Origin of the sequence: Streptomyces sp. NPDC101776, assembly GCF_044766845.1 — a bacterium.
In the GTDB taxonomy this organism is placed as follows: Bacteria; Actinomycetota; Actinomycetes; order Streptomycetales; family Streptomycetaceae; genus Streptomyces.
Window position 1 is genome coordinate 278367 of sequence record NZ_JBIWMV010000012.1, and the last position, 26108, is coordinate 304474.

At 70.1% G+C, this 26108-nt stretch carries 13 protein-coding genes, 1 tRNA gene and 1 rRNA gene; 4 read left to right on the forward strand and 11 right to left on the reverse strand.

The features are described 5' to 3' along the window. The first annotated feature begins 92 nt into the window (after positions 1-92). The 3 genes from ACIRRY_RS32275 to ACIRRY_RS32285 all read left to right on the forward strand — a co-directional run bounded on the left by ACIRRY_RS32275 (position 93) and on the right by ACIRRY_RS32285 (position 7147). A complete protein-coding gene (locus tag ACIRRY_RS32275) occupies positions 93-5231 on the forward strand; it encodes an ATP-dependent helicase (protein WP_403979605.1) in 5139 nt (1712 codons plus the stop codon). Between the two features lie 189 nt (positions 5232-5420). Next, positions 5421-6350 carry an Fpg/Nei family DNA glycosylase gene (locus ACIRRY_RS32280; protein WP_403979608.1) on the forward strand — a complete coding sequence of 310 codons (930 nt, stop codon included), beginning with the start codon at positions 5421-5423 and terminating at the stop codon, positions 6348-6350. Between the two features lie 32 nt (positions 6351-6382). Continuing rightward, positions 6383-7147, forward strand: coding sequence for an SDR family NAD(P)-dependent oxidoreductase (locus tag ACIRRY_RS32285; protein WP_403979611.1), 765 nt, complete (start codon positions 6383-6385; stop codon positions 7145-7147). An 845-nt stretch (positions 7148-7992) separates the two neighbouring features. On the opposite strand, the gene ACIRRY_RS32290 is transcribed toward ACIRRY_RS32285, so the two are convergent. The 8 genes from ACIRRY_RS32290 to ACIRRY_RS32325 all read right to left on the reverse strand — a co-directional run bounded on the left by ACIRRY_RS32290 (position 7993) and on the right by ACIRRY_RS32325 (position 21892). Further along, positions 7993-8367: a helix-turn-helix domain-containing protein gene (locus tag ACIRRY_RS32290; protein ID WP_019060943.1), complete on the reverse strand. Its 375-nt coding sequence runs from the start codon at positions 8365-8367 to the stop codon at positions 7993-7995. Between the two features lie 109 nt (positions 8368-8476). Continuing rightward, positions 8477-9022 carry a CinA family protein gene (locus tag ACIRRY_RS32295; RefSeq protein ID WP_403979614.1) on the reverse strand — a complete coding sequence of 182 codons (546 nt, stop codon included), beginning with the start codon at positions 9020-9022 and terminating at the stop codon, positions 8477-8479. Further along, positions 9019-9909, reverse strand: a complete 891-nt coding sequence (pgsA, locus tag ACIRRY_RS32300) for a CDP-diacylglycerol--glycerol-3-phosphate 3-phosphatidyltransferase (protein ID WP_403979617.1) — start codon at positions 9907-9909, stop codon at positions 9019-9021. Before pgsA ends, ACIRRY_RS32295 begins: the two co-directional genes overlap by 4 nt. Beyond that, positions 9906-11378 carry a 30S ribosomal protein S12 methylthiotransferase RimO gene (gene rimO / locus ACIRRY_RS32305; RefSeq protein ID WP_403979619.1) on the reverse strand — a complete coding sequence of 491 codons (1473 nt, stop codon included), beginning with the start codon at positions 11376-11378 and terminating at the stop codon, positions 9906-9908. The genes pgsA and rimO overlap by 4 nt, the downstream gene beginning before the upstream one ends. A 104-nt stretch (positions 11379-11482) precedes the next feature. Next, positions 11483-12343, reverse strand: coding sequence for a helix-turn-helix domain-containing protein (locus tag ACIRRY_RS32310; protein ID WP_403979621.1), 861 nt, complete (start codon positions 12341-12343; stop codon positions 11483-11485). 266 nt (positions 12344-12609) lie between these two features. Then, positions 12610-15315, reverse strand: a complete 2706-nt coding sequence (locus ACIRRY_RS32315; protein WP_403979623.1) for a DNA translocase FtsK — start codon at positions 15313-15315, stop codon at positions 12610-12612. A 123-nt stretch (positions 15316-15438) separates the two neighbouring features. Continuing rightward, positions 15439-16122, reverse strand: coding sequence for a two-component system response regulator (locus tag ACIRRY_RS32320; RefSeq protein WP_403979626.1), 684 nt, complete (start codon positions 16120-16122; stop codon positions 15439-15441). A gap of 307 nt (positions 16123-16429) precedes the next feature. Next, positions 16430-21892, reverse strand: coding sequence for a HAMP domain-containing protein (locus tag ACIRRY_RS32325; RefSeq protein ID WP_403979628.1), 5463 nt, complete (start codon positions 21890-21892; stop codon positions 16430-16432). A gap of 379 nt (positions 21893-22271) precedes the next feature. Here ACIRRY_RS32325 and ACIRRY_RS32330 point away from each other — a divergent pair, with 379 nt between their 5' ends. After that, positions 22272-25022, forward strand: coding sequence for a SpoIIE family protein phosphatase (locus tag ACIRRY_RS32330; protein WP_403979631.1), 2751 nt, complete (start codon positions 22272-22274; stop codon positions 25020-25022). Positions 25023-25073: 51 nt separating this feature from the next. Here the strand turns inward: ACIRRY_RS32330 and ACIRRY_RS32335 are convergent. The 3 genes from ACIRRY_RS32335 to rrf form a co-directional block, all read right to left on the reverse strand. Then, positions 25074-25149: transfer RNA gene (locus ACIRRY_RS32335), tRNA-Thr, on the reverse strand. 95 nt (positions 25150-25244) lie between these two features. Continuing rightward, on the reverse strand, positions 25245-25907 hold the full coding sequence (locus ACIRRY_RS32340) for a DegT/DnrJ/EryC1/StrS family aminotransferase (RefSeq protein ID WP_403979652.1): 663 nt from the start codon (positions 25905-25907) through the stop codon (positions 25245-25247). A 114-nt stretch (positions 25908-26021) separates the two neighbouring features. Next, a 5S ribosomal RNA gene (rrf, locus tag ACIRRY_RS32345) occupies positions 26022-26108 on the reverse strand; the annotation flags it as partial.

Here is a 26108-nt window from a genome sequence, read left to right on the forward strand (position 1 = left end):
GGCCGACAGACACCGAAACGGTCCTGCAAGCCACCGCGAGAGAATTCCCGCAGGTCAGACGCATTGTCAGTGGTCGGGTGCAGGATGGACGCATGGTCAGCTCCGCACATCGAGCCCTCGACGGCTTCTCCCCCGCGACCCGCGGCTGGTTCACGGGGGCCTTCTCCGCGCCCACCGCGGCCCAGGCGGGCGCGTGGCGGGCCATCGGCGAGGGCTCGGACGTGCTGGTGGTGGCGCCGACCGGCTCCGGCAAGACCCTGGCGGCCTTCCTCGCCGCGCTGGACCAGCTGGCCGCGACGCCCCCGCCCGCCGACCCGAAGAAGCGCTGCCGCGTCCTGTACGTTTCTCCGCTCAAGGCCCTCGCGGTCGACGTGGAGCGCAACCTCCGCAGCCCATTGACCGGCATCCGTCAGGAATCCGTCCGCCTGGGCCTGCCTGAGCCCGAGGTCAAGGTCGGCATCCGCTCCGGCGACACCCCGCCCGCCGAGCGCCGCGCACTGTCCACCCGCCCGCCGGACATCCTGATCACCACCCCGGAGTCCCTGTTCTTGATGCTGACGTCGGCCACGCGTGACGCGCTGACCGGCATCGAGACGGTGATCCTGGACGAGGTGCACGCGGTCGCGGGCACCAAGCGGGGCGCGCATCTCGCCTTGTCCCTGGAGCGGCTGGACGAGCTGCTGCCGAAGCCGGCCCGCCGTATCGGCCTCTCGGCGACCGTGCGCCCGGTCGACGAGGTCGCCCGCTATCTCTCCCCGCGTGGCAGGGTGGAGATCGTCCAGCCCAAGTCCGGCAAGGAGTTCGACCTCTCCGTGGTCGTCCCGGTCGAGGATCTGGGCGAGTTGGGCGGCTCCCCGGTGGCCGACGGCAGCGCGGGCGGGGAGAAGCCGTCGATCTGGCCGCATGTCGAGGAGCGCATCACCGACCTCGTCCAGTCCCATCGTTCAACGATCGTCTTCGCCAACTCCCGGCGCCTCGCGGAGCGCCTGTGCAACCGGCTCAACGAGATCGCCTACGAGCGCGCGACCGGCGTGCCCCTGGACGAGCATCACGCACCGGCCGAGCTGATGGGCGGCTCCGGCGCCGCCCAGGGCGCGCCCCCGGTCATCGCCCGCGCCCACCACGGCTCGGTCTCCAAGGAGCAGCGCGCCCAGGTCGAGGAGGACCTCAAGGCGGGCCGACTCCCCGCCGTGGTGGCCACGTCCAGTCTGGAGCTGGGCATCGACATGGGCGCCGTCGATCTCGTCATCCAGGTGGAGTCCCCGCCCTCCGTGGCCTCCGGTCTCCAGCGCGTGGGCCGCGCGGGACACCAGGTCGGCGCGGTCTCCACGGGCGTGGTCTTCCCGAAGTACCGGGGCGACCTCGTCCAGGCCGCCGTGGTCACCGAGCGGATGCGCACGGGCTCCATCGAGTCCCTGAAGGTCCCCGCCAACCCCCTGGACGTGCTGGCCCAGCAGCTCGTGGCGATGACGGCGCTGGACACCTGGCAGGTCGACGACCTGCTCGCCACCGTCCGCCGCGCCGCGCCCTTCGCCTCGCTCCCGGAGTCGGCGTTCACGGCCGTCCTCGACATGCTCGCCGGCCGCTATCCGTCGGACGCCTTCGCCGAGTTGCGCCCGCGCGTGGTGTGGGACCGCATCGCCGGCACGATCACCGGCCGCCCCGGCGCACAGCGCCTCGCCGTCACCTCCGGGGGCACGATCCCCGACCGCGGACTCTTCGGCGTCTTCCTCGCGGGCGCCGACCCCAAGAAGGGCGGCGGCCGGGTCGGCGAGCTGGACGAGGAGATGGTCTACGAGTCCCGGGTGGGCGATGTCTTCACCCTCGGCACCAGTTCCTGGCGGATCGAGGACATCACCCGCGACCGCGTCCTGGTCTCCCCCGCGCCCGGCGTCCCGGGCCGGCTCCCCTTCTGGAAGGGCGACCAGTTGGGCCGCCCGCTCGAACTGGGCCGCGCGGTGGGCGCGTTCCTGCGCGAGGTCGGCTCCCAGCCCAAGGAGGACGCCCGGCTGCGCCTCCTCGCCGCGGGCCTCGACGCCTGGGCGGCGGAGAACGTGCTGTCGTACCTGGCCGAACAGCGCGAGGCCTGCGGCCACATCCCGGACGACCGCACGATCGTCGTGGAGCGCTTCCGCGACGAACTCGGCGACTGGCGCGTGGTCATCCACTCCCCCTTCGGCGCCCAGGTCCACGCCCCATGGGCCCTCGCCCTCGGCGCCCGCCTCTCCGAGCGCTACGGCATGGACGCCCAGGTGATGCACGCCGACGACGGCATCGTCCTGAGGCTGCCCGACGCCGATCTGATGGGCCTGGACCTGCTCGACCAGGAGCCCATGAAGGCCGGCACGGAGTATGACGCCGACCAGGCCCCCGTAGGCGCGGCGGACGTGGCCTTCGACAAGGGCGAGGTCAATCAGCTCGTCACCGACCAGGTCGGCGGCTCGGCCCTGTTCGCGGCCCGCTTCCGCGAGTGCGCCGCCCGCGCGCTGCTGCTGCCGCGCCGCAACCCCGGCAAGCGCACCCCGCTCTGGCAGCAGCGCCAGCGGGCCGCCCAACTGCTCCAGGTGGCAAGCGAGTTCGGCTCGTTCCCGATCGTCCTGGAGGCGGTCCGCGAGTGCCTCCAGGACGTCTTCGACGTCCCGGGCCTCACCGAGCTGATGGGCGACCTGGAGTCCCGCAAGGTACGCCTCGTCGAGGTCACCACCCCCGAGCCGTCCCCCTTCGCCCGCTCCCTCCTCTTCGGGTACGTCGCCCAGTTCCTCTACGAGGGAGACTCACCGCTCGCCGAGCGCCGCGCCGCCGCCCTGTCACTGGACTCCCACCTGCTGGCCGAGCTGCTCGGCCAGGCGGAACTGCGCGAACTCCTCGACGCCGAGGTGCTGACCGAGCTGGAGCGCGAACTCCAGTGGCTCACCGAGGACCGCCGCATCAAGGACGTCGAGGGCGTCGCCGACCTGCTGCGGATGCTCGGCCCGCTCACCGACGCCGAGTTGGCCGAGCGGGGCGCGGCACCGCAGTGGGCCCACGACCTCGCCTCGGCCCGCCGCGCGATCCGGGTCCGTATCGGCGGTGCCGACCACTGGGCGGCGATCGAGGACGCGGGCCGCCTGCGCGACGCACTCGGTACGGCGCTGCCGGTCGGCGTCCCGGAAGCGTTCACCGAACCGGTCAAGGACCCGCTCGGCGACCTCCTCGCGCGCCACGCCCGCACCCACGGCCCGTTCACGTCGGCCACGGCGGCCGCCCGCTTCGGCCTCGGAGTCGCGGTCACCGACGGCGCGTTGCAGCGGCTCGCGGCGAACGGCCGTGTCGTACAAGGGGAGTTCCATCCCGCAGGGATCGGCCAGGAGTGGTGCGACGCGACGGTGCTGCGACGGCTGCGCCGCCGCTCCCTGGCCGCGCTGCGGCACGAGTTGGAGCCGGTGCCCCCGGCCGCGCTCGCGCAGTTCCTGCCCCAGTGGCAGCACATCGGCAAGGGCCACGGGCTGCGCGGCATCGACGGACTGGTCCGCGCCGTCGAGCAGTTGCAGGGCGCCTCCGTACCGGCGTCCGCTCTGGAGAAGCTCGTCCTGCCGTCCCGCGTGGCGAACTACACACCCGCGATGCTCGACGAACTCACCTCCGCAGGCGAGCTGGTGTGGGCGGGCGCGGGCTCCCTCCCCGGCAAGGACGGCTGGGTCTCCCTGTACCTGGCGGACGCGGCCCCCCTGCTCCTCCCGCCCCCGCACCCGCTCGAACTCACGGCACTGCACCAGTCGGTCCTGGACACCCTCTCCGGCGGCTACGGCCTCTTCTTCCGCCAGATCACCGACCAGATCCGCGCGACCACCCACCCCGACGTCACCGATCCCCAACTGGCCGACGCCGTATGGGACCTGGCCTGGTCCGGACGGCTCACGAACGACACACTCGCCCCCATGCGCTCCCTGCTGGGCTCCGGCCGTACGGCTGGTTCCACGGCCCACCGCGCCAAACGCACGGTCCCGCGCGGGCGCTACGGCTCCCTCACCGGCGCCGCACGCCCCGCCTCCCGCACCGGCCCGCCGACCGTAGCGGGCCGCTGGTCCCTGCTCCCTGCCCACGAACCGGACCGCACCGTGCGCGCCCACGCCCTGGCCCGCACCCTGCTCGACCGGCACGGCGTAGTGACCCGGGGAGCGGTCGCCGCCGAGGGAGTCGAAGGCGGCTTCTCCGCGACGTACCGCGTCCTGTCCGCCTTCGAGGACAGCGGTCAGGCCCGGCGCGGCTATGTCGTGGAGGGGCTGGGCGCAGCCCAGTTCGCGATGGACGGCGCGGTGGACCGCCTCCGCGCGGTCGCCAACGCCCGCGATCGGGGCGACGACCTGCCCACACCGGACGCGACGGACAACGACCCCTACGGCTTCGGCGCCCTCACCGGTTCCCACTCCCCGACCGCCGACTCCGGCAACGGTTCCGCAGCCCCCTTCGGAGCACCGAGCACCACCTACGACCCGTCTGACAACGGCGGCCGACAGGACCCGTACGCCTCGCCTGAGACCCAGAATCGGCAGGACCTGGACGCCTCCCTCGCCGACCACGGCCGAGGCAACGCATCCAGCACATCCGACTCCCCCGGAGTCCACGACTTCGCCGACGCTTTCGGCCCGTTCACCGACTTCGACGACCTCGACGACCTGGTCTCACCGGACGACCGCGCCGCGAACCCGGGCGCCTCCACCTCCCGGCACCACCGTTCCCCGTCCTCCCACCCCCCGTCCCCGGGCGACTACATCTCCCCCCGCGACTACCCCGCCCCGACGCCTCAGGCCAACACCAGCTCCCCCTACGCCAACCACCGCACCCACCGCCCCTCCCTCTCCACCCGAGCCGTGGTCCTGGCCGCCGCCGACCCCGCGAACGCCTACGGCGCCGCCCTCTCCTGGCCCGAACCGCCGACCGGTGCCGGGCACAAGGCAGGGCGCAAGGCGGGCTCTCTCGTAGTGCTGGTCGAGGGTGAGCTGACGCTCTACATGGAGCGCGGCGGCAAGACCCTGCTCGCCTGGCCCTCCGCACCCGACACCACGGCCGCCGAGGACCCACGCCTCCAGGCAGCCGCCGAGGCCCTGGCGGCAGCGGCCCGAGCCGGTTCCCTCGGCACGGTCACGGTGGAGCGGGTCAACGGCGCCTCGGCCCTGACCTCACCGATCGGCACCCTCCTGGAAGGAGCGGGCTTCATCGCAACACCACGCGGCCTGCGCCTCCGCGCATGACCCAGCTCAACGACCTCCGGGGTTCGGCCACCCGTCACCCCAAGCCGGCCCTTACCCCGGCCACCTCTCACTCCGAGCCACCTCTCACCCCGCGCCACCCCTCACTCCAAGTCGACCCTTCACCTCAGGCCACCCAACCCCGACCCCACCCCCGAGCCGCCCACCCCTCCCCCATGCCACCCTTGACCCATGCCTGAAGGCGACACCGTCTGGCAGTCCGCGAAGCGCCTCCACACGGCCCTCGCGGGCAAGGTGCTGACCCGTAGCGACCTGCGCGTGCCCAAGTACGCCACGGCAGACCTCACCGGCCGCACCGTCCTGGACGTCACGCCCCGGGGCAAACACCTGCTGACCCGTATCGAGGGCGGCCTCACCCTCCACTCGCACCTGCGGATGGACGGCACCTGGAGGGTCTACGCGAACGGTCAGCGCTGGAGCGGCGGCGGCCCTGCCCACCAGATCCGCGTGATCCTCGGCACCGCCGACCGCACGGCCGTCGGCTACCGCCTCCCCGTCCTGGAACTCCTCCGCACAACCGAAGAACACCGCGCCATGGGCCACCTCGGCCCCGACCTCCTGGGCCCCGACTGGAACCCGGAGCGGGCCCTCGCCAACCTCCTCGCGGGCCCCGCCCGCCCCCTCGGCGAGGCCCTGCTCGACCAGCGCAACCTGGCCGGCATCGGCAACATCTACAAGAGCGAACTCTGCTTCCTCCTCGGCGCCACCCCCTGGCTCCCCGTCGGCGCACTCCCGTCCGACCGCGCCACGAAGCTCCCCGCCATCGCCAAGTTGCTCCTGGAAGCGAACCGCGACCGCCCGGTCCGCAACACCACAAGCACCGTCACGACCAGCTCCCGGAATCAAGCCCGCATCACAGACCCCGGCGCCACAGCCACCCACAACGCTCCACGCGCCCGCCCCCCAGCCGCCCACACCCCCGACCTCTTCGTCTACGGCCGCGCACCCCGCCCCTGCCTCCGCTGCAACACCCCCATCCGCACCGCCGACCAGGGCGACGGCTCCCGCGACCGCCCCACCTACTGGTGCCCGACCTGCCAGGTAGGCCCCGCGCCGGGCACCACCCCACCCCGCAAAACTCGGCACCGTACGACTAATTGACGACCCGTCAGAAACCCTCGTACGGTCGCTTCATGCCCGTCAAGGCGTACGACCTCACCGGACGCACCGCTTTCGTCACCGGCGCCGCCAGCGGTATCGGCCGCGCATCCGCCCTACTGCTCGCCGAGGCGGGCGCCACCGTGCACTGCGCCGACCGCGACGCGCAGGGGCTGCACGAGACGGCGACCCTGATCAAGGACAAGGGCGGCACCGCCCGCACCCACCACCTGGACGTCACCGACCGGGCGCAGGTCAGGCAGGCCGTCGAGTCCTGCGAGGACCTGCATGTGATGGCCGCGGTCGCCGGGATCATGCACAGCAGCACCGTGCTGGAAACCCGGGACGGGGATCTCGACCGGGTGCTGAACGTCAACTTCAAGGGCGTCCTGTACGCCTGCCAGGAGGCGGCCCGGCTGATGCTCGACCGCGGTACCAGGGGCAGCATCGTCACCATGGCCTCGGGCGCGATCGACACCGGAGGGGCCGGGCTGCTCTGCTACAGCGTGGCGAAGGCGGCCGTCGTCCAACTGACGAAGACGCTCGCGACGGAACTGGGCCGGCAGGGCATCCGCGTCAACGCGGTCGCGCCGGGCTGGATCCGCACGCCCATGACCGACCACCACGAGGCCGAGGCACAGGCCCGTACCGAGGCACTGATGGTCCGGCTGTCGCCGCTGGGCCGGGTAGGCGAGCCGGAGGACATCGCCCACACGGTGCTGCATCTGGCATCGGACGCGTCGTCGTTCACGACGGGCCAGATCCTCCGCCCGAACGGCGGCGTCGCGATGCCCTGGTAGCAACCACCGCTTCGGCCTCCGCCGACGGTCCGGCACCCGGCTGGGGTCCGGTTCCCGGCTAGAGTCCACCGCCTTGCTGCGATCTGTCGCTCGGCGATGACCCGGTGCCTGGCGGCGGTCCGACGCCCGATGACGAATCAGCACCCGGCGATGCCCCAATGCCAGGCGTCGTTCCGGCACTCTCTGGCGACTCAGCGGCCGGCCATGCCCCAGCGCCTGGCAGCGGCCCAACGTCCGCCGACAACCCGGCGACAGACGATGCTCCGACACCCGCCGGCACCCCGCCGACCGGCATGACAGACCCCCGCCAAGCCTCCCGCCACCGCCCCGCGGCCACCGCCCCCGCAGCCCGGGCCTTCGGCATGCAGTGCACCGGAAGCAGGCTCAGGCCCCACCCCCCGGCCGCCACGGCCCCCTCCAGCGCCCCCGCGTGCGGCGTCAGCGCGAGCCGCAGTACGGCCCACCACCAGACCGCGCCGAGCACCGGCGCGAGCCCCCAGCGCGCTATTCGCCCCGCCATGGCCCCACCTCCAGCCCGACGCTAGAACGTCACGGTCACCCGCAAGGAGGGCGCATCGACGGCACACGGACGCACCACCCGCCGCACCACTCGCCTCAACCATGACCGCACCGCGCCGCACCGGCAAACGGACCGCTCCACAGCCGTACAGGACGCCGAGCTCCACCGGAACGCCGACGCCCCCGCCGGCACACCACCCCGCCCCCCAACGCGAAAGCCCCGACCGCGCCTCCCCAGGTCTCCCTGAAGAAGCCCCGGCCGGGGCCCGCACACATCCTTGAGGCAGGTCAGCGCCTCATCGGTCTCAGCAGCGGCAGCGTGAGCATCACGCGGCGACCACGTCCACCGCCTCGGCGGGGGCCTTGATGGTCACCCGTTCCGGTGGCACACCGGTCACCGACACGGAACCCAGCATCGGACGTACCGACGTGGGCACAGAACCGGTGGCCGCAGCAGACTGGGCCAGTTCGGCGAGAGCGAGCTCGTCGCTCACTTCCCGCATGAGTTCGGACATCCGTACGTCCAACGCGTCGCAGATGGCGGACAGCAGCTCGGAGGATGCCTCCTTCTGCCCCCGCTCCACCTCGGAGAGATAGCCGAGTGAGACTCGGGCGGACGAGGAGACTTCGCGCAGAGTACGGCCCTGGCGCTGGCGCTGCCGACGCAGCACGTCACCCAGCAGGCGACGGAGCAGAATCATCGGTGGCTCCCTCCTCGGACCGCGTAGCCGCATCCTTCTCGCCCCACCGTACCGCCTTGCGCCGCGGCCGTGCGGGGAGCGATGTCGTGTTCACTCAGGGCTGCAAACATCAAAACCCCCCGTTCTGTTCCGTATCCTGTGCCCGCTCATTCCCGGTCTGTTCGCTCACGAGCCGCCCCAGAAGCAGCGCGAGTACGCTCCGTACACTCTCCATACGAATTTCCGCCCGGCCGCCGTTCAACCGCAGCGCGGCTACTTTCCCGCCACCGGGAGCATCCGATTCCGGTCCGGAGGGTCCGTCCACGGCGATGAAAACGGTGCCCACGGGCTGTCCGTCCTGCGGCTCCGGGCCCGCCACACCGGTGGTCGCGATGCCCCAGTCGGCACCGAGCGCCTTCCGCACGCCGGCCGCCATCTGGGCCGCGACCTGCGCGTCCACCGCTCCCCGCTCGGTCAGCAGGGTGGCGTCGACACCGAGCAGTTCGTGCTTCAGCTCGGTGGCATACGCGGTGACCGAACCACGGAAGGCCTTGGAGGCTCCGGGCACCGATGTGATCTCCGCCGCAACCAGACCACCGGTGAGCGACTCGGCGACAGCGAGCGTCGCACCGCTCACAATCAGTAGTCGCACCACTTCAGTGGCCGTGGAACTCACGCTTCCGTCTCCTCCGCCGCCGCCCTGCGCTCGGCGATTCCCTGCCTGCGCAACACAATGGCCTGTCTCACATAGTCGAGCCCGGTCAGCACGGTCAGAACGACCGCCGCCGCCATCACCCAGAACCGCAGCGTGGCCAGCCATCCCGTCAGCGCCAGCACATACATCCCTACGGCGATGCCCTGTGTCAGCGTCTTCAACTTGCCGCCGCGCGATGCGGGAATGACGCCGTACCGGATGACAAGAAAACGCAGCAGCGTAATCCCGAGTTCCCGGCCGAGGATGACGACGGTCACCCACCACGGCAGATCGCCGAGGGAGGACAGACAGATCAGCGCCGCGCCCATGATCGCCTTGTCGGCGATGGGGTCGGCGATCTTCCCGAAGTCGGTGACGAGGTCGTAGGTGCGCGCCAGATGACCGTCGAACAGGTCGGTGATCATGGCGACGGCGAACGCCGCCCAGGCGAACGAGCGCATCGCCGGGTCGTACCCGCCGTCGGCCAGCATCAGGGCGACGAAGCCGGGGACGAGCAGCAGCCGGAGCATGGTCAGCAGGTTGGCGATGTTCCAGACGCTCGCCTGGTTGACGGCGGCGGCGACGACCTTCGCACCACGCGCCGGCCTCGGCCCACCGGGCACGCCCGAGTCGACGACACCGGCCGGGACACCACCGGTCGACGTTCCACCGGCAGAGGCACCCCCGGCCGAAGTTCCACCGGAAGTCGCGCCACCGACCGAGACTCCCCCGGAGGGGACACCGCCGGAGACGTTGCCCGACATCGCGCCGGAAGGGGCGCCACCGGAGGCCGCACCGGAACCCGCGCTCGCGCGCGCGCCGTTCGCGCTGGAGGTGTCGCCCGCCGCCGATGCCGGGACTCCGGTCATCTGCCCGCCTCCTCACTACACGCGAGCGAGCCCAGGAGCGGCTCGGCCACCAGGTCGACACCTTCCGTACCGACCACCTTCGCCTCGACCATACGGCCGACGCTCAGGCCTTCGCCGCTCGTGAGCAGCACCTGGCCGTCCGTCTCCGGAGCCTGGTGCTCGCCGCGACCGTAGGCGCCGTCCTCGGAGTCCACCGACTCGACGAGCACGTGCACGGTCTCGCCGACGCGATCCTCGGCGCGCTGCGAGACGAGTTCCTCGGCGAGCCGCGAGATGTGCGCGAGCCGCTTGTCCACGACGTCCTGGTCGAGCTTCTTGTCGTACGTCGCCGCCTCCGTGCCCTCCTCGTCGGAGTAGCCGAAGACGCCGATGGCGTCCAGGCGCGCGCTGTTCAGGAAGCGCTCCAGCTCGGCGAGGTCGGCCTCGGTCTCGCCGGGGAAGCCGACGATGAAGTTCGAGCGCACGCCGGCCTGCGGGGCCTTGGAGCGGATGGTGTCGAGCAGTTCGAGGAAGCGGTCGGTGTCGCCGAAGCGGCGCATGGAGCGCAGCACGTCGGGCGCGGAGTGCTGGAAGGACAGGTCGAAGTAGGGCGCGATCTTCGGTGTGGAGGTGAGCACGTCGATGAGCCCGGGGCGCATCTCGGCCGGCTGGAGGTAGCTGACGCGCACGCGCTCCAGGCCGTCGATGTCCGCCAGCTCGGGCAGCAGCGACTCCAGGAGGCGGATGTCGCCCAGGTCCTTGCCGTAGGACGTGTTGTTCTCGGAGACCAGCATGACCTCCTTGACGCCCTGTTCGGCCAGCCAGCGGGTCTCGTTCAGTACGTCGCTGGGGCGGCGGGAGATGAAGGCGCCGCGGAAGGACGGGATGGCGCAGAAGGAGCAGCGCCGGTCGCAGCCGGAGGCGAGCTTCACCGAGGCGACCGGGGAGCCGTCCAGGCGGCGGCGCAGGGGGGCGCGGGGGCCCGAGGCGGGCGCGAGGCCGTCCGGGAGGTCGACCGGGCCGTGGCCGGGCAGCGCGACCTCGGCGGCGGACTCCTGCCGCTCGGCGGGGCTGATCGGCAGCAGCTTGCGCCGGTCGCGCGGGGTGTGCGAGGCGTGGATGCCGCCGTTCAGGATGGTCTGCAGGCGGTCGGAGATGTCGGCGTAGTCGTCGAAGCCGAGCACGCCGTCGGCCTCGGGCAGCGCCTCGGCGAGGTCCTTGCCGTACCGCTCGGCCATGCAGCCCACGGCCACGACGGCCTGCGTTCTGCCGTGCCCCTTGAGGTCGTTGGCTTCGAGAAGGGCGTCGACGGAGTCCTTCTTGGCGGCCTCGACGAAGCCACAGGTGTTGACGACAGCGACGTCCGCGTCCTCGGCGTTCTCCACGAGTTGCCAGCCGTCCGCCTCCAAGCGGCCTGCGAGCTCCTCCGAGTCCACCTCGTTACGGGCGCAGCCAAGAGTGACGAGTGCGACGGTACGGCGTTCAGGCATGGGCTCAAGACTACTTCGTCCCACTGACACCCCACGTCGAAGGGGTTGGCCGATCTTGGCCAACCCCTTGATCACTCACCCCAGAGGGCCGTTTGCCGGACTGTTCATCCGACTTCGGGGTCGCCCTTGGTGTAGGTGAGGCGCTCCACCGCTCCGGGCTGGAAGTCGTCCTCGATCTTCTTGCCGTTGACGTAGAGCTGGATCACACCGGCGTCGCCGAGGATCAGGTTGACCTTCGAGCTGTCCTGGAAGGTCTTGGACTCGCCCTTCTTGAGGAGTCCGTCGAAGAGCATCCGGCCGTTGTGGTCCTTGGCGGAGATCCAGCTGCGGCCGTCGACCGCGGTCACCTGGACCGTCACCTTGTCCTGCGGTGCGGCGGCGATGGCGCTGTCGGAGGGGTCGGACTTCGGCGTGGCGGAGTCGGTGTTCGAGGGCGTCGGCTTGGCGGGCTTGCCGGCGCTGGGCGTGGCTCCCTGGGTGACCTGTGACGCGGCGTCGGTGTCACTGTCGCCGCCCTTGAACGCCGTGAAGCCGACGAAGCCGACCACGGCGACGATCGCGGCGACCATGGCCGCGGTCCAGTTGGGGCCCCGCCGCTCGGGACGGATACGTTCCGCCTCGAAGAGGGGCGCCGCCGGCGTCGGGGCCGGGCGTCCGCCGTGATCGTCGTCGTAGCGCGCGAGGAGCGGTACGGGATCGATGTGGACGGCCTTGGCGAGGGTCCTGATGTGCCCGCGGGCGTAGACGTCACCGCCGCAGGGCGCGAAGTCGTCGGCCTCGATGGAGTGCACGATGGCGATGCGGACCCGGGTGGCACTGCTGACGTCGTCGACGGTCAGCCCGGCGGCGATACGTGCCTGCTGCAGGGCTCGGCCGACGGAAGGACGGGCTTCTTCCTCATGACCCTCTTCGGAGCGACCGTCTTCGAACGGGCGCTCGTCTTCAGGGGAGTTGCCGATGGACACGGGGGCGCCTTTCGAGCGTGTAGCCACCTGTGCTGGAAGTACAGTCTAGGGGGGGTATGAAAGGGTGGGGCAACCGGGCGGTGGGACTTTGTACGCCATCGGTATGGCCGAAGCGTCCGACGGCGGGCCAGACACGGATCCCATGGTGGGAGCCCCATCTGTCCTCTCGCTCAACTTGACGTACGGCAAAGGGAAACGGTTGCCCACTGATCTCTAACGGGTGAGTCACGGTCGGCCGCCCCTCTTCGGGAACCGCCTACCCGCTCCTAGCCGTCGGACTCCCCGCGGATCACCGCGAGCACACCGTCCAGCTCGTCACCCTTCACGAGGACGTCACGCGCCTTGGACCCCTCGCTGGGTCCGACGACGCCCCGGGACTCCATGAGGTCCATGAGCCGCCCGGCCTTGGCGAAGCCGACGCGCAGCTTGCGCTGGAGCATCGAGGTGGACCCGAACTGCGTGGACACGACCAGCTCGGCCGCCTGGCACAGCAGGTCGAGGTCGTCGCCGATGTCCTCGTCGATCTCCTTCTTCTGCTTGGTGCCGACGGTGACGTCCTCCCGGAAGACCGGGGTCATCTGGTCCTTGCAGTGCTGCACGACGGCCTGGATCTCGTCCTCGGTGACGAAGGCGCCCTGCATACGGGTGGGCTTGTTCTGACCCATCGGCAGGTACAGCCCGTCACCCTTGCCGATCAGCTTCTCGGCGCCGGGCTGGTCGAGGATGACCCGCGAGTCGGCGAGCGAGGAGGTGGCGAACGCGAGCCTGGAGGGCACGTTCGCCTTGATCAGACCCGTGACGACGTCTACGGAGGGGCGCTGCGTGGCGAGCACCAGGTGGATGCCGGCCGCGCGCGCGAGCTGCGTGATGCGCACGATCGAGTCCTCGACGTCCCTGGGCGCGACCATCATCAGGTCGGCCAGCTCGTCGACGATCACCAGGAGGTACGGATAGGTCTTGAGCTCGCGCTCACTGCCCTCCGGAGTCTTCAGTTTGCCGTCGCGGATCGCCTGGTTGAAATCGTCGATGTGCCGGTACCCGAAGGCCGCGAGGTCGTCATACCTGAGGTCCATCTCGCGTACGACCCACTGGAGCGCCTCGGCGGCCCGCTTCGGGTTGGTGATGATGGGCGTGATCAGGTGCGGGATGCCTTCGTAGGCGGTCAGTTCGACGCGCTTGGGGTCGACGAGGACCATGCGCACGTCCTCGGGGGTCGCGCGGCACATGATCGACGTGATCAGGCAGTTGATGCAGGACGACTTGCCGGAGCCGGTGGCACCGGCCACCAGGATGTGCGGCATCTTCGCCATGTTGGCCATGACGTAGCCGCCCTCGACGTCCTTGCCGAGTGCCACGAGCATCGGGTGGTCGTCCTCGGCCGCGGCCGCGAGGCGCAGGACGTCACCGACGTTGACCATCTCGCGGTCCGTGTTGGGGATCTCGATGCCGACCGCGGACTTGCCGGGGATCGGGCTGATGATCCGCACATCGGGGCTGGCGACGGCGTAGGCGATGTTCTTGGTGAGCGCGGTAATTCGCTCGACCTTGACGGCGGGGCCCAGTTCGACCTCGTAGCGCGTGACCGTGGGCCCGCGCGTGAAGCCGGTGACGGCGGCGTCGACCTTGAACTCGGAGAAGACGTTCGTCAGGGAGGCGACCACGGCGTCGTTCGCGGCGCTGCGCGCCTTGCCGGGGCCCCCGCGCGTGAGGAGGTCGAGCGAGGGCAGCGCGTACGTGATGTCGCCGGAGAGCTGGAGCTGCTCGGCGCGCGGCGGGAGGTCGCGGACGTCCTCCGGGGGCGCCTTAGTGAGGTCCATGACCTCGGCCTTGAGCTTCTCCTGTTTGGGCCGCGCGGCGGGGGCCGGGAGGGGCGTCGGGGTGGTGTCCTCGCGGTCGCCTCCGACCCGTACGCCCTGGGTGAGGTCGGCGACGATCGGCGAGGGCGGCATGCCGTGCAGGACGGCCCCGTCGAGCGCCGCCGCGGCGGCCGCGGCGACGTCCACGGCGTCCATGGGGCGGTGCATGTCGGGCTGGGGCACCGCGGAGCGCCTGGGGCGGCTCCGGCGCTTGGAAAGGGCGTCCTGCTCGGCGCTGTCGGGGTCGTACGCCTCGGAGTCACTCCCGCGCTTGCGGGGGCGCGCGGGCAGCGCCTCGCGCCACTGCTCGTCGTAGCGCTCGTCGTCCTCGCCGAACTCTTCCTCGTCGTCGAAGTCGTGGACGATGCCCAGCTTCACCCCGAGCAGCCGCAGGCGCTGCGGGATCGCGTTGACGGGCGTGGCCGTGACGACCAACAGCCCGAAGACCGTGAGCAGCACGAGCAGGGGTACGGCGAGGACCTCGCCCATGGTGTACGTCAGCGGGGTCGCCACGCCCCAGCCGATGAGGCCGCCGGCGTCCCTTATGGCCTGCATGCCGTCGCTGCGGGCGGGCGCGCCGCAGGCGATGTGGACCTGGCCGAGCACGCCGATGACGAGCGCGGACAGACCGATCACGATCCGGCCGTTGGCCTCGGGCTTCTCGGGGTGGCGGATGAAGCGCACGGCGATCACCGCGAGCAGTATCGGCACAAGCAGGTCGAGGCGGCCGAAGGCGCCGGTCACCAGGATCTCGACGAGGTCGCCGACTGGGCCGCGCAGATCGGCCCAGGTGCCCGCGGCCACGATCAGCGCGAGGCCGAACAGCAGCAGCGCGACGCCGTCCTTGCGGTGAGCCGGGTCCAAGTTCTTCGCGCCCTGCCCTATGCCGCGGAACACCGCGCCGACGGCGTGCGCGGTGCCGAGCCAGACGGCGCGCACGAGTTTGACGATGCCCCCGGTGGGGCTGGGCGCCGGCTTGGGCGCCGGGCGGGCGGTCTTCCTGGCGACCGCCTTCTTCGCGGGGGCCCTTTTCGCAGCGGCCTTCTTCGCCGGAGCCTTCGCCGGAGCAGCCCTCTTGGCGGGCTGCTTCTTGGCTGCGGAGGGACGTGAGGCCATAGGTGTGAGGTTACCTGTGGAGAGCGCAGGGGACACGTGTGCCCACTGCTTCACCCGTTCGTGTCGCCCGTGAGGGACGGGGAACTGACGCCCGCTCACGCACAACTGCGCCCGCGGCGGACGTCAGTTCTGCGACGGCAGCGAAGGTGCTCCGCTGCCCGTGCCCGGCTCCAGGGCGTCGAGCGCCCTGCGCAGCCCGGTGAGTTTGCGTTCGAGATGAGCCGCGGTGGCCACGGCCGCCGCGTCCGCAGACTCGTCGTCGAGCTGCTTGGACAGCGCCTCGGCCTGCTCCTCGACGGCCGCGAGCCGCGCCGACAGTTCGGCGAGCAGTCCGGCCGGTTCCTTGGCCGCACCGGCCACGGGCTTGCCGCCGCCCTCCAACTGGAGCCGCAGCAGCGCCGCTTGCTCCCGAAGCTGGCAGTTCTTCATGTAGAGCTCGACGAAGACCGAGACCTTCGCGCGCAGCACCCATGGGTCGAACGGCTTGGAGATGTAGTCGACCGCGCCCGCCGCGTACCCCCGGAAGGTGTGGTGCGGGCCGTGGTTGATCGCGGTGAGGAAGATGATCGGGATGTCCCGGGTCCGCTCCCGTCGCTTGATGTGCGCGGCGGTTTCGAAACCGTCCATGCCCGGCATCTGGACGTCCAGCAGAATGACCGCGAAGTCGTCCGTCAGCAGCGCTTTGAGCGCTTCCTCCCCGGACGATGCCCGAACCAGTGTCTGATCGAGCGCAGAGAGGATGGCCTCCAGCGCCAGCAGATTCTCCGGCCGGTCATCGACCAGGAGGATCTTGGCCTTCTGCACCATGGCCCGCCCTCCTCGACCCGGATGTGCACCGGGCGCCGCCCCAGGGGACGACTCTCTTGCGCCGCCCGTCCTTGTGCCGGTCATGGTAGCCGCACCCCGCCTGTCGCCACACCCTGTCACCGCGATGTCACTGTGCACGAAGCAGAAACGTAGCGGGAGACCAGAAGGTTCCCCGAATCCCGTGCTTCTACACGGCTTCGGACACACTGAGTCAGCAACTCCGCGTGGCCACCGAACGTTCCCTGCACCGTCCCCGCCGCTTTCCCGTCGAGTCCGGCGACTTTCCCGTCGAGTCCGGTCGTTTCCGTCACTCCGGACGCATCCACTGCTCCATCACCGACAACAGGTGATCGGGATCGACCGGCTTGGTGACGTAGTCGGAGGCGCCTGACTCGATCGCCTTCTCCCGGTCGCCCTTCATCGCCTTCGCGGTCAGCGCGATGATCGGGAGCCCGGCGAACTGCGGCATCCTGCGGATCGCCGTCGTCGTCGCGTATCCGTCCATCTCGGGCATCATGATGTCCATCAGAACTACCGTCACATCGTCGTGCTGCTCCAGGACCTCGATGCCCTCACGGCCGTTCTCCGCGTACAGCACGGACAGCCCGTGCTGCTCCAGGACACTGGTCAGCGCGAAGACGTTGCGGATGTCGTCGTCGACGATCAGCACCTTCTCCCCGTCGAACCGGATCCCCCGACGCGACGGGGGCGCGGTCTCCTCGGACGCCCACTGGTCCCGTACGGTCTGCCCCAGCAGGGAGGACTGCTCGACGGCCCTGCGGCGGCGCCTGAAGAGCGCGGCGGCACCGTTCTGCGTCTCGTGGTACGACTTCACCTCGGCCGGCGTCTCGAAGCCCACCTCGCTCCGCTCCGACAGCTCGGCGAGCTCCGCCGCGGACACCACCAGATCGCCCGCCTCCAGCGCGGGCAACTGCTGGTAGCCCTGCGGGGGCAGTTCGCTCGGGTGCAGCGGCAAATACAGCGTGAACGTCGAGCCACGTCCCGGTTCGCTCTGCGCATAGATCTCACCGCCGAGCAATTGCGCGATCTCCCGGGAGATCGACAACCCGAGGCCCGTACCGCCGTACTTGCGGCTGGTCGTACCGTCCGCCTGCTTGAACGCCTCGAAGATCACCCGCATCTTGCTCCCCGCGATCCCGATCCCGGTGTCGGTCACCGAGAACGCGATCAGACCGGCGTCCGCGTCCCGGAGCGAACCGGCCTCCAGGAGCTGCTCCCGGATCGCCACCGGCACATCCGCGCCGGCCGGCCGGATGACCAGCTCGACCGCCCCGGAGTCGGTGAACTTCACCGCGTTCGACAGCAGGTTGCGCAGCACCTGGAGCAGCCGCTGCTCATCGGTGTGCAGCGTGGCGGGCAGTTCCGGCGACACCCGTACGGACAGGTCGAGGCCCTTCTCCGCGGTCAGCGGGCGGAAAGTGGCCTCTACGTAGTCGACGAGTTGGACGAGCGCGATCCGCGTCGGGGAGACGTCCATCTTGCCCGCCTCGACCTTCGACAGATCCAGGATGTCGTTGATCAACTGGAGCAGGTCGGATCCCGCGCCGTGGATCGTCTCGGCGAACTCGACCTGCTTCGGGGAGAGGTTCCCCTCCGCGTTGTCGGCGAGCAACTTGGCCAGGATCAGCAGCGAGTTGAGCGGTGTGCGCAGCTCGTGCGACATGTTCGCGAGGAACTCGCTCTTGTAGCGCATCGACACCGCGAGCTGCTCGGCGCGCTCCTCAAGGACCTGCCGCGCCTCCTCGATCTCGGTGTTCTTGACCTCGATGTCGCGGTTCTGCTGGGCCAACAGCTCGGCCTTCTCCTCCAGTTCGGCGTTGGACGACTGGAGTGCCTTCTGCCGGTTCTCCAACTCGTCCGAGCGCTCCCGGAGTTGCTCGGTCAGCTCCTGCGACTGCTTCAGCAGCACCTCGGTCTTGGTGTTGACGGAGATGGTGTTGACGCTGGTCGCGATCATCTCGGCGATCTGGTTGAGGAAGTCCTTCTGGATGTGCGTGAAGGGCGTGAAGGAGGCCAGCTCGATGATGCCGAGCACCTTCCCCTCGAAGAGCACCGGAAGCACGATCACCTGCGCGGGCGGCGCCTCCCCGAGCCCCGAGGAGATCTTCAGATAGCCACTGGGCGCGTTCTCCACGAGGATCGTGCGCCGCTCCTGGGCGGCCGTCCCGATCAGCGCCTCACCGGGCCTGAACGAGGTCGGCATGGAGCCCATGGAGTAGCCGTACGACCCGAGCATGCGCAGTTCGTACGCGTCCTCACCCTCCACGTCCGCGAGCGGCAGCGCGAGGAAGAACGCGCCGTGCTGCGCCGAGACCACCGGCGTCAGCTCGCTCATGATCAGCGAGGCCACGTCGTCCAGGTCGCGACGGCCCTGCATCAGCGCCGAGATGCGGGCGAGGTTGCCCTTGAGCCAGTCCTGCTCCTTGTTGGCGATCGTGGTGTCACGCAGGTTGGCGATCATCTTGTTGATGTAGTCCTGGAGTTCCTGGATCTCCCCGGACGCGTCCACGTCGATCTTCAGGTTCAGGTCGCCCCTGGTCACCGCGGTCGCCACGCGCGCGATGGCACGCACCTGCCGGGTCAGGTTCCCGGCCATCTCGTTCACCGACTCGGTCAGGTCGCGCCACGTGCCGTCGACGTCACGCACGCGTGCCTGGCCGCCCAACTGGCCTTCCGTGCCCACCTCGCGGGCGACCCGGGTGACCTCCTCGGCGAAACTGGACAGCTGATCGACCATGGTGTTGATCGTCGTCTTGAGTTCGAGGATCTCGCCGCGGGCGTCGATGTCGATCTTCTTGGTCAGGTCGCCCTTGGCGATGGCCGTCGTGACCATCGCGATGTTGCGCACCTGGCCGGTCAGGTTGGACGCCATGCCGTTCACCGAGTCGGTGAGGTCCTTCCAGGTTCCCGCGACGCCCGGCACATGCGCCTGGCCGCCCAGGATGCCGTCCGTACCCACCTCGCGGGCCACCTTGGTGACCTGGTCGGCGAACGAACTCAGCGTCTTCACCATGGTGTTGAAGGTGTCGGCGAGCTGCTGGACCTCGCCGCGCGCCTCGATCGTCACCGTGCGCGTCAGGTCGCCGTTGGCGACGGCCGCCGCGACCTGGGAGATGTTCCGCACCTGCACGGTCAGGTTGTTGGCCATCAGGTTGACGTTGCCGCTGAGGTCCTTCCAGATGCCCGTGATGCCCGGCACGTGCGCCTGGCCGCCCAGGATGCCCTCCGTGCCCACCTCGCGGGCCACCCGGGTCACCTGCTCGGCGAACGACGAGAGCTGATCGACCATGGTGTTGACCGTCGTGACGAGCTCGAGGATCTCGCCCTTGGCGTCAACGGTGATCTTCTTCGACAGGTCGCCCTTGGCGACGGCGGTCGTGACCTCGGCGATCTGGCGCACCTGGATGGTCAGGTTGTTCGCCATGAAGTTCACCGACTGCGTGAGGTCCTTCCAGGTGCCGGAGACACCCTGCACCTCGGCCTGGCCGCCCAACTGCCCCTCGGTGCCCACCTCGCGGGCCACCCTGGTGACCTCCTCGGCGAACGAGGAGAGCTGGTCGACCATCGTGTTCAGGGTGTTCTTCAGCTCCAGGATCTCCCCGCGCGCGTCCACGGTGATCTTCTGGGACAGGTCACCCCGGGCCACCGCCGTCGCGACCTGCGCGATGTTGCGGACCTGCGCGGTGAGGTTGCCGGCCATGCCGTTCACGGAGTCGGTCAGGTCGCGCCACACGCCGGCGACGCCGGGTACCTGCGCCTGCCCGCCCAGGCGGCCCTCCGTGCCCACCTCGCGGGCCACCCGGGTCACCTGGTCGGCGAAGGCCGAGAGCTGGTCGACCATCGTGTTGATGGTGTTTTTCAGCTCCAGGATCTCGCCGCGCGCGTCCACGTCGATCTTCTGGGACAGGTCGCCCTGGGCCACCGCCGTCGTCACCTGGGCGATGTTCCGCACCTGGGACGTCAGGTTCCCGGCCATCGAGTTGACGGAGTCGGTGAGTTCCTTCCAGGTGCCCGAGACGCCGTCCACGCGCGCCTGGCCGCCGAGACGGCCCTCCGTGCCCACGTCCCGGGCCATCCGCGTCACCTGGTCGGCGAACGACGACAGTTGGTCGACCATCGTGTTGACGGTGTTCTTCAACTGAAGCATCTCGCCGGAGACATCGACGGTGACCTTCTGCGACAGGTCGCCGTTGGCCACGGCCGTCGTCACCTGCGCGATGTTGCGCACCTGACCGGTGAGGTTGCGGAACGCGGTGTTGACCGAGTCGGTCAGGTCCTTCCACGTCCCCGCCGCACCCGGCACCTGTGCCTGGCCGCCCAGTTCACCCTCGACACCGATCTCGCGCGCCACGCGCGTGACCTCGGCACCGAACGAGGACAGCTGATCGACCATCCCGTTGACGGTGTTCTTCAGTTCCAGCATCTCGCCGGCCACGTTCACGGTGACCTTCTGGGACAGGTCACCGCTCGCCACGGCGGTCGTCACGGCGGCGATGTCCCGCACCTGGATCGTCAGGTTCCGGAAGACCGTGTTCACCGAGTCGGTGAGGTCCTTCCACGTCCCCGCCGCACCCGGCACGTTCGCCTGCCCGCCGAGCTGCCCCTCGGCACCGACCTCGTTGGCCACGCGCGTGACCTCGTCGGCGAAGGTGCGCAGCGTCTCGGTCATCTGGTTGATCGTCTCGGCGAGCTGGGCGACCTCGCCCCGCGCCGACACGGTCACCTTCTGCGACAGGTCACCGTTGGCGACGGCCGTCGTCACCTGGGCGATCCCGCGCACCTGGGCCGTCAGGTTGCCGGCCATGATGTTCACCGAGTCGGTGAGGTCCTTCCACACCCCGGCCACACCCGGCACCTGCGCCTGGCCGCCCAACTCGCCCTCGGTGCCCACCTCGCGCGCGACTCGCGTCACCTCGGAGGAGAACGACGACAGCTGGTCCACCATCGTGTTGACGGTGTTCTTGAGCTCCAGCATCTCGCCGGCGACATGGACCGTGACCTTCCGCGACAGGTCACCCTTGGCGACCGCCGTGGTCACCAGCGCGATGTCCCGCACCTGGGCCGTCAGCCGGTACGCCATCGTGTTGACGGACTCCGTGAGGTCCTTCCAGGAGCCGGACATGCCACGCACGCGTGCCTGCCCGCCCAGCTTGCCCTCGGTGCCCACCTCACTGGCCACGCGCGTGACCTCGTCGGTGAACGTCGACAGCTGGTCGACCAGGTTGTTGACGGTCCGCCCGACCTTCAGGAACTCCCCGCGCAACGGATGCCCGGTCCCGTCCGGCGCCTGCGTCCGCAGCTCCATGCGCGGCGACAGATCACCCTCCGCCACCGCGGACAGCACCCGTCCGACCTCGGAGACGGGCCGTACGAGGTCGTCCACGAGGGCGTTGGAGGCGTCGATGGCCGAGGCCCAGGAACCCTCGCAGGCGCCCGTCTCCAGCCGCTCCGTGAGCTTTCCCTCACGGCCCACCACGCGCCGCACCCGGGACAGCTCACCCGTGAGATGCAGATTGCGGTCGGCCACCTCGTTGAACACGGCGGCGATCTCCGACATCACGCCGTCGCCGGACACCGTGAGCCGCTTGCGGAAGTTCCCGTCCCGCATGGCGACGAGAGCCGTCAGCAGACGGTCCAAGGAGGCCGCGTCCACTTCTGTGGTCCCATTGCGCGGTTTGCGCTGGTTCTTCAGGGACTGTCCGCCTTTCGCGCGCGTCTTGGTGGCCCGCGTCGCTGCGCCAGACTCCACTGTGTCCCTCCCGCAGGGGTCGACCGTTGCTGCTGTGCTGAGGTGCTACTGCTCGGCGTATCAGTTACTGCCGCGTATCTCTGCCCGGTTTACCGGGCTTCAACAAGGCATGCCGTCCGCCGTACACAGAAGACACCCAGCCTGCCCGGACCTTCTCCAGAATCCTGCCCAGTGTTTCACCCTGCCTGAACCAGGCCATAACAGTTCGGCAGCTTCGCACATCGTCCGCACACCCTCTGGACGGAAACACTGCGGACCGGCATCCGCATGGACGGTGAAGGTAAGTAACCTTGCATGCGGCTGTCCAGCCGCGCCGGTTCCGTCCGGCCTGGGCGGTGGCACGAGCACGAGCGGGCAGGCATCGGAGGGGCACCGCACCATGACCACCGGACTGCATCCTGGGGGAACGCCCCAGGATCCCCCGCCGACCGGAAACCAGCCGGTGCCCCGGCAGACGCCGATCGGCCATGGTGACCTGCCCGCCGACAACAGGCCGAGGAGTTCTGTGATCACCGCGCGCGCGGCCGCCAGCTTCGAGCCCGTCGGACGATCGGTCGCCACCGCGCGGTCCTTCGTCCGCGACACCCTTCAGGGCTGGGGCTTCGCCGACATCGTCGACGACGCCGTGGTCCTCACCAGCGAGCTGGTGACCAACGCCGTGGTCCACGCGGGCACAGCTGCGGATGTTCTGTGCCTACGGAGTGACGACGGTGTGAGGATCGAAGTCGCCGATCACTACCCGGAGCGCGAAATCCCCCTCCAGGGGGCCGCGATCACCATGAGCAGCCCCGACCGCGAGGGTGGTCGCGGCCTCCAGTTGTGCGCCGCCCTGGCCAGCCGCTGGGGCGTCGACTACACCCCCACCAAGAAACTGGTCTGGTTCCAACTCGACCTCCCCGCACGCCCGGTGGGCACCCGCACGGCCGGCCCGTCCCTGCCTGCCGCCCTGCTCCCCCTCGCCGACGGCAGGGTCCGCGTCGCGGTCGTCCAGATCGACCGTACGGGCTCCATCGCGTCCTGGAACGAGGACGCCGAGGAACTCTTCGGCTACGCCCCCGAGCAGGTCACCGGCAAGCCCCTGACCGACCTCGCCGCCTGGCCGCACACCCCGGGCACCAGCACCGGCATCGCCGAGGCCCTCCGCCTCTCCCGCTGGGAGGGCACCTACGGCATCCGCGGCGCCGACGGCCGCGTGACCCCGGTCTACGCCTCCCACCTCCGCGTCCGCGACACGGACGGCGAGCCGTCAACCGTGTGCCTCCTGGTGAGGGACCACGAACGCGCGGTTCTGCAGACGCCGTTGCGCGGCCCCGCCCCCGACGCGGCGTCCACCCCGGACGGCCACAACACCGACCCCTTCGAGGTCTTCATCGGCTCCCCCGCGCCGGACGACCTCGACGGTCTCCTCCAGCGCACGGTCGAGCGCGCCCGCGACATGCTCGACGGAGACTCCGCCTTCCTCCTCCTCGCGACCGACGACGAAACGGAGTTGGAGGTCCGCGCCTCCACGGGCCTGCCCTCCGCCCGCCAGCGCTTCGCGCGCGTGCCCGTCGAAGCGGGCCCCGGCCGCTACGGCTCCGCCCGCATGCCGGCCGTCCACGAGGACCTCGTCGCCGTGCCGGGCGCCGTACCGCTCCTCAGCGGCACCGGAATGCGCTCGGTCGTCACGGTCCCCCTGAAGGTGGAGGGCCGCCTCACGGGCTCCCTCGGAGTCGCCGCCGAAGGCCCCAACAGATACTCGAACGAAGAAGCGCTGCGCCTCCAATTCGCCGCCGACCGCATCGCGTTGGCGGTCGAATCGGCCCGCCTGGGCGAACTGGAACGCCTCCGCCGCGGCTCCCTCAGCTTCCTCGTGGAAGCCTCGGACCTTCTCGCGGGCACCCTGGACCGCGACCAGACCCTGGCCCTGATGGCCCAGATGACGGTCCCGACCCTCGCCACCTGGTGCGCGGTCTACACGATCGCCGACCAGTCCTCGGATCCGTACCTCTCGTACGTCCTGCACGAGGACGAGGAACTCATCGACGGCATCAAGTCGTTGCTCTCGAAGATCGCCCCTCCGGACCCGGTCCCCACCCCCGGCGCCCGCGTCTGGGCCGCCCCCGCCGAGGCCGCCCACCAGGCCGCCCTGCGCACCTCCATGCGCAGCCTCGGCCTCGGCGAACCGACCCGCCGCGTCAGCTCGGGCATCGGCCCAACTCTCGCTACGGCCTCGGCAGTCGGCGGCGAAACAGTGGTCCTCCCCCTGGTCGCCCGCAACCGCGTCATCGGCATGCTGACCCTCGGCAAGCCCACCGACGAACACTTCCGCCAGGAAATCCTCGAACTGGCCGAGGACCTGAGCCGCCGAGCCGCCCTCGCCCTCGACAACGCCCGCCTGTACTCGGAGCGCACGGCCATCAGCCAGTCCCTCCAGCGCAGCCTCCTGCCCCCCGACCTCCCGCACATCGAGGGCGTAGAGGTCGAGGTCATCTACCGCGCGGCCGGCGAGGGCAACGAAGTAGGCGGCGACTTCTACGACCTCTTCCCCATCCGCGACGGCGTCTACGGTTTCGCCATCGGCGACGTCTGCGGCACAGGACCCGAGGCGGCCGCGGTCACCGGCCTGGCCCGCCACGCCCTCCGCCTGCTCGCCAGGGAGGGCTTCAGCGGCCCCGCGGTCCTCCAGCGCCTCAACTCCGCGATCCTCGACGAGGGAGCCCGCAGCCGCTTCCTGACCCTCCTCTACGGCGAGTTGTGGCCCCAGGAGGACGGCAGCGCCAAGCTGAAGGTGGTCTGCGCCGGCCACCCGCTCCCGCTCCGCCTGCGCCAGGACGGCACGGTCGAACCGGCTGCCGAACCCCAGCCTCTGCTCGGCGTCATGGACGACCTGGAGCTCTACGAGCAGACGGTCACCCTCGACCCCGGCGACGTCCTCCTGTGCGTCACGGACGGCGTCACGGAACGCCGCGAGGGCACCCGCATGCTGGGCGACGACGGCCTCACCGACGTCCTCACGACCTGTACGGGTCTCACGGCCGGCGCGGTGGCGGCCCGCATCATGCGCGCGGTCGAACGCTTCGCGTCGGACGCCCCGTCCGACGACATGGCGATCCTCGCGATGCGCGTCCCGGGCCTCCAGAAGGACTGACCCCGAACACACAGAAGGCCCCGCCCAATTGGGCGGGGCCTTCTGATGTACTGGAGCCCTCTAACGGAATCGAACCGTTGACCTTCTCCTTACCATGGAGACGCTCTACCGACTGAGCTAAGAGGGCCTGTCACTTTCCCGGGGTTTCCCCCGCGGCAACGAAAAGAATCATACCCCGAACAGGCCCGTGTGCCCAACCACCGTCGCCCGACCCCGACTCGATCAGAAAGCGGGCTGCAACAGTCCCCCGAGCGCATTGCACGCAGAAACGATCCGCTGCATCTCCCGCTTCGTCAGCGACGCGTCCACCGGCAGCGCGAGCGTCTCGTCCGAGGCCCGCTCGGTCTCCGGCAGAGCCACACACCGCCGGAACTCCGGCAGCCGATGCACAGGCGTCTTCACCGGCACCCGGCAGTCAACTCCCCTGCCCCGCACGGCCCGAGCGAAGGCATCGCGATCGGGCCGCCCGTTCCCCGGCACCCGCACGATGTACTGCTGGTAGGTGTGCCCGTCCCCACCATCGGGCGTCCGCACTCCACGCAACTTCGCATCAAGATAGGCGGCCCGCTCCCGCCGCTGAGCCACCTCGTCGTACGGCGCCTCGGACTCCCCCTGCTGCAACACCAGCAGCCCATGCTGCTGCCCAACCCCGAGCAACCGCCCGACATCGGCGGACCGACCGAATCGATGTACGACAACTATCGCCGCCGTACGCGGAGTTACGGCCGCTTCGACAGCGGACGCGTCGAGGCAGTAGGTCACCGGATCTATGTCGGCGAACACCGGCAGGCCACCCGCCAGGGTGACGGCCTCGGCGACTTCCACGTTCCCGAACGCCGGCACGACGACCTCGTCACCGAGTCCGACGCCTGCGGCCCTGAGCATTGCAGCAGTACCCATGCTCGGATGGTGATTGCGCAACGTGAACTTCAAGTGACACAGAACAAAAAAGGGTTGGACCCCGAACCGAAGTTCGGGGTCCAACCCTTATCAATATTTGTTCGGCGGCGTCCTACTCTCCCACAGGGTCCCCCCTGCAGTACCATCGGCGCTGTAAGGCTTAGCTTCCGGGTTCGGAATGTAACC

Coding starts and splice junctions, on each gene's coding strand:
- ACIRRY_RS32275 (WP_403979605.1), top strand. CDS start 93: ATGGTCAGCTCCGCACATCGAGCCCTCGACGGCTTCTCCCCCGCGACC.
- ACIRRY_RS32280 (WP_403979608.1), top strand. CDS start 5,421: ATGCCTGAAGGCGACACCGTCTGGCAGTCCGCGAAGCGCCTCCACACG.
- ACIRRY_RS32285 (WP_403979611.1), top strand. CDS start 6,383: ATGCCCGTCAAGGCGTACGACCTCACCGGACGCACCGCTTTCGTCACC.
- ACIRRY_RS32290 (WP_019060943.1), bottom strand. CDS start 8,367: ATGATTCTGCTCCGTCGCCTGCTGGGTGACGTGCTGCGTCGGCAGCGC.
- pgsA (WP_403979617.1), bottom strand. CDS start 9,909: ATGACCGGAGTCCCGGCATCGGCGGCGGGCGACACCTCCAGCGCGAAC.
- rimO (WP_403979619.1), bottom strand. CDS start 11,378: ATGCCTGAACGCCGTACCGTCGCACTCGTCACTCTTGGCTGCGCCCGT.
- ACIRRY_RS32315 (WP_403979623.1), bottom strand. CDS start 15,315: ATGGCCTCACGTCCCTCCGCAGCCAAGAAGCAGCCCGCCAAGAGGGCT.
- ACIRRY_RS32320 (WP_403979626.1), bottom strand. CDS start 16,122: ATGGTGCAGAAGGCCAAGATCCTCCTGGTCGATGACCGGCCGGAGAAT.
- ACIRRY_RS32330 (WP_403979631.1), top strand. CDS start 22,272: ATGACCACCGGACTGCATCCTGGGGGAACGCCCCAGGATCCCCCGCCG.
- ACIRRY_RS32340 (WP_403979652.1), bottom strand. CDS start 25,907: ATGCTCAGGGCCGCAGGCGTCGGACTCGGTGACGAGGTCGTCGTGCCG.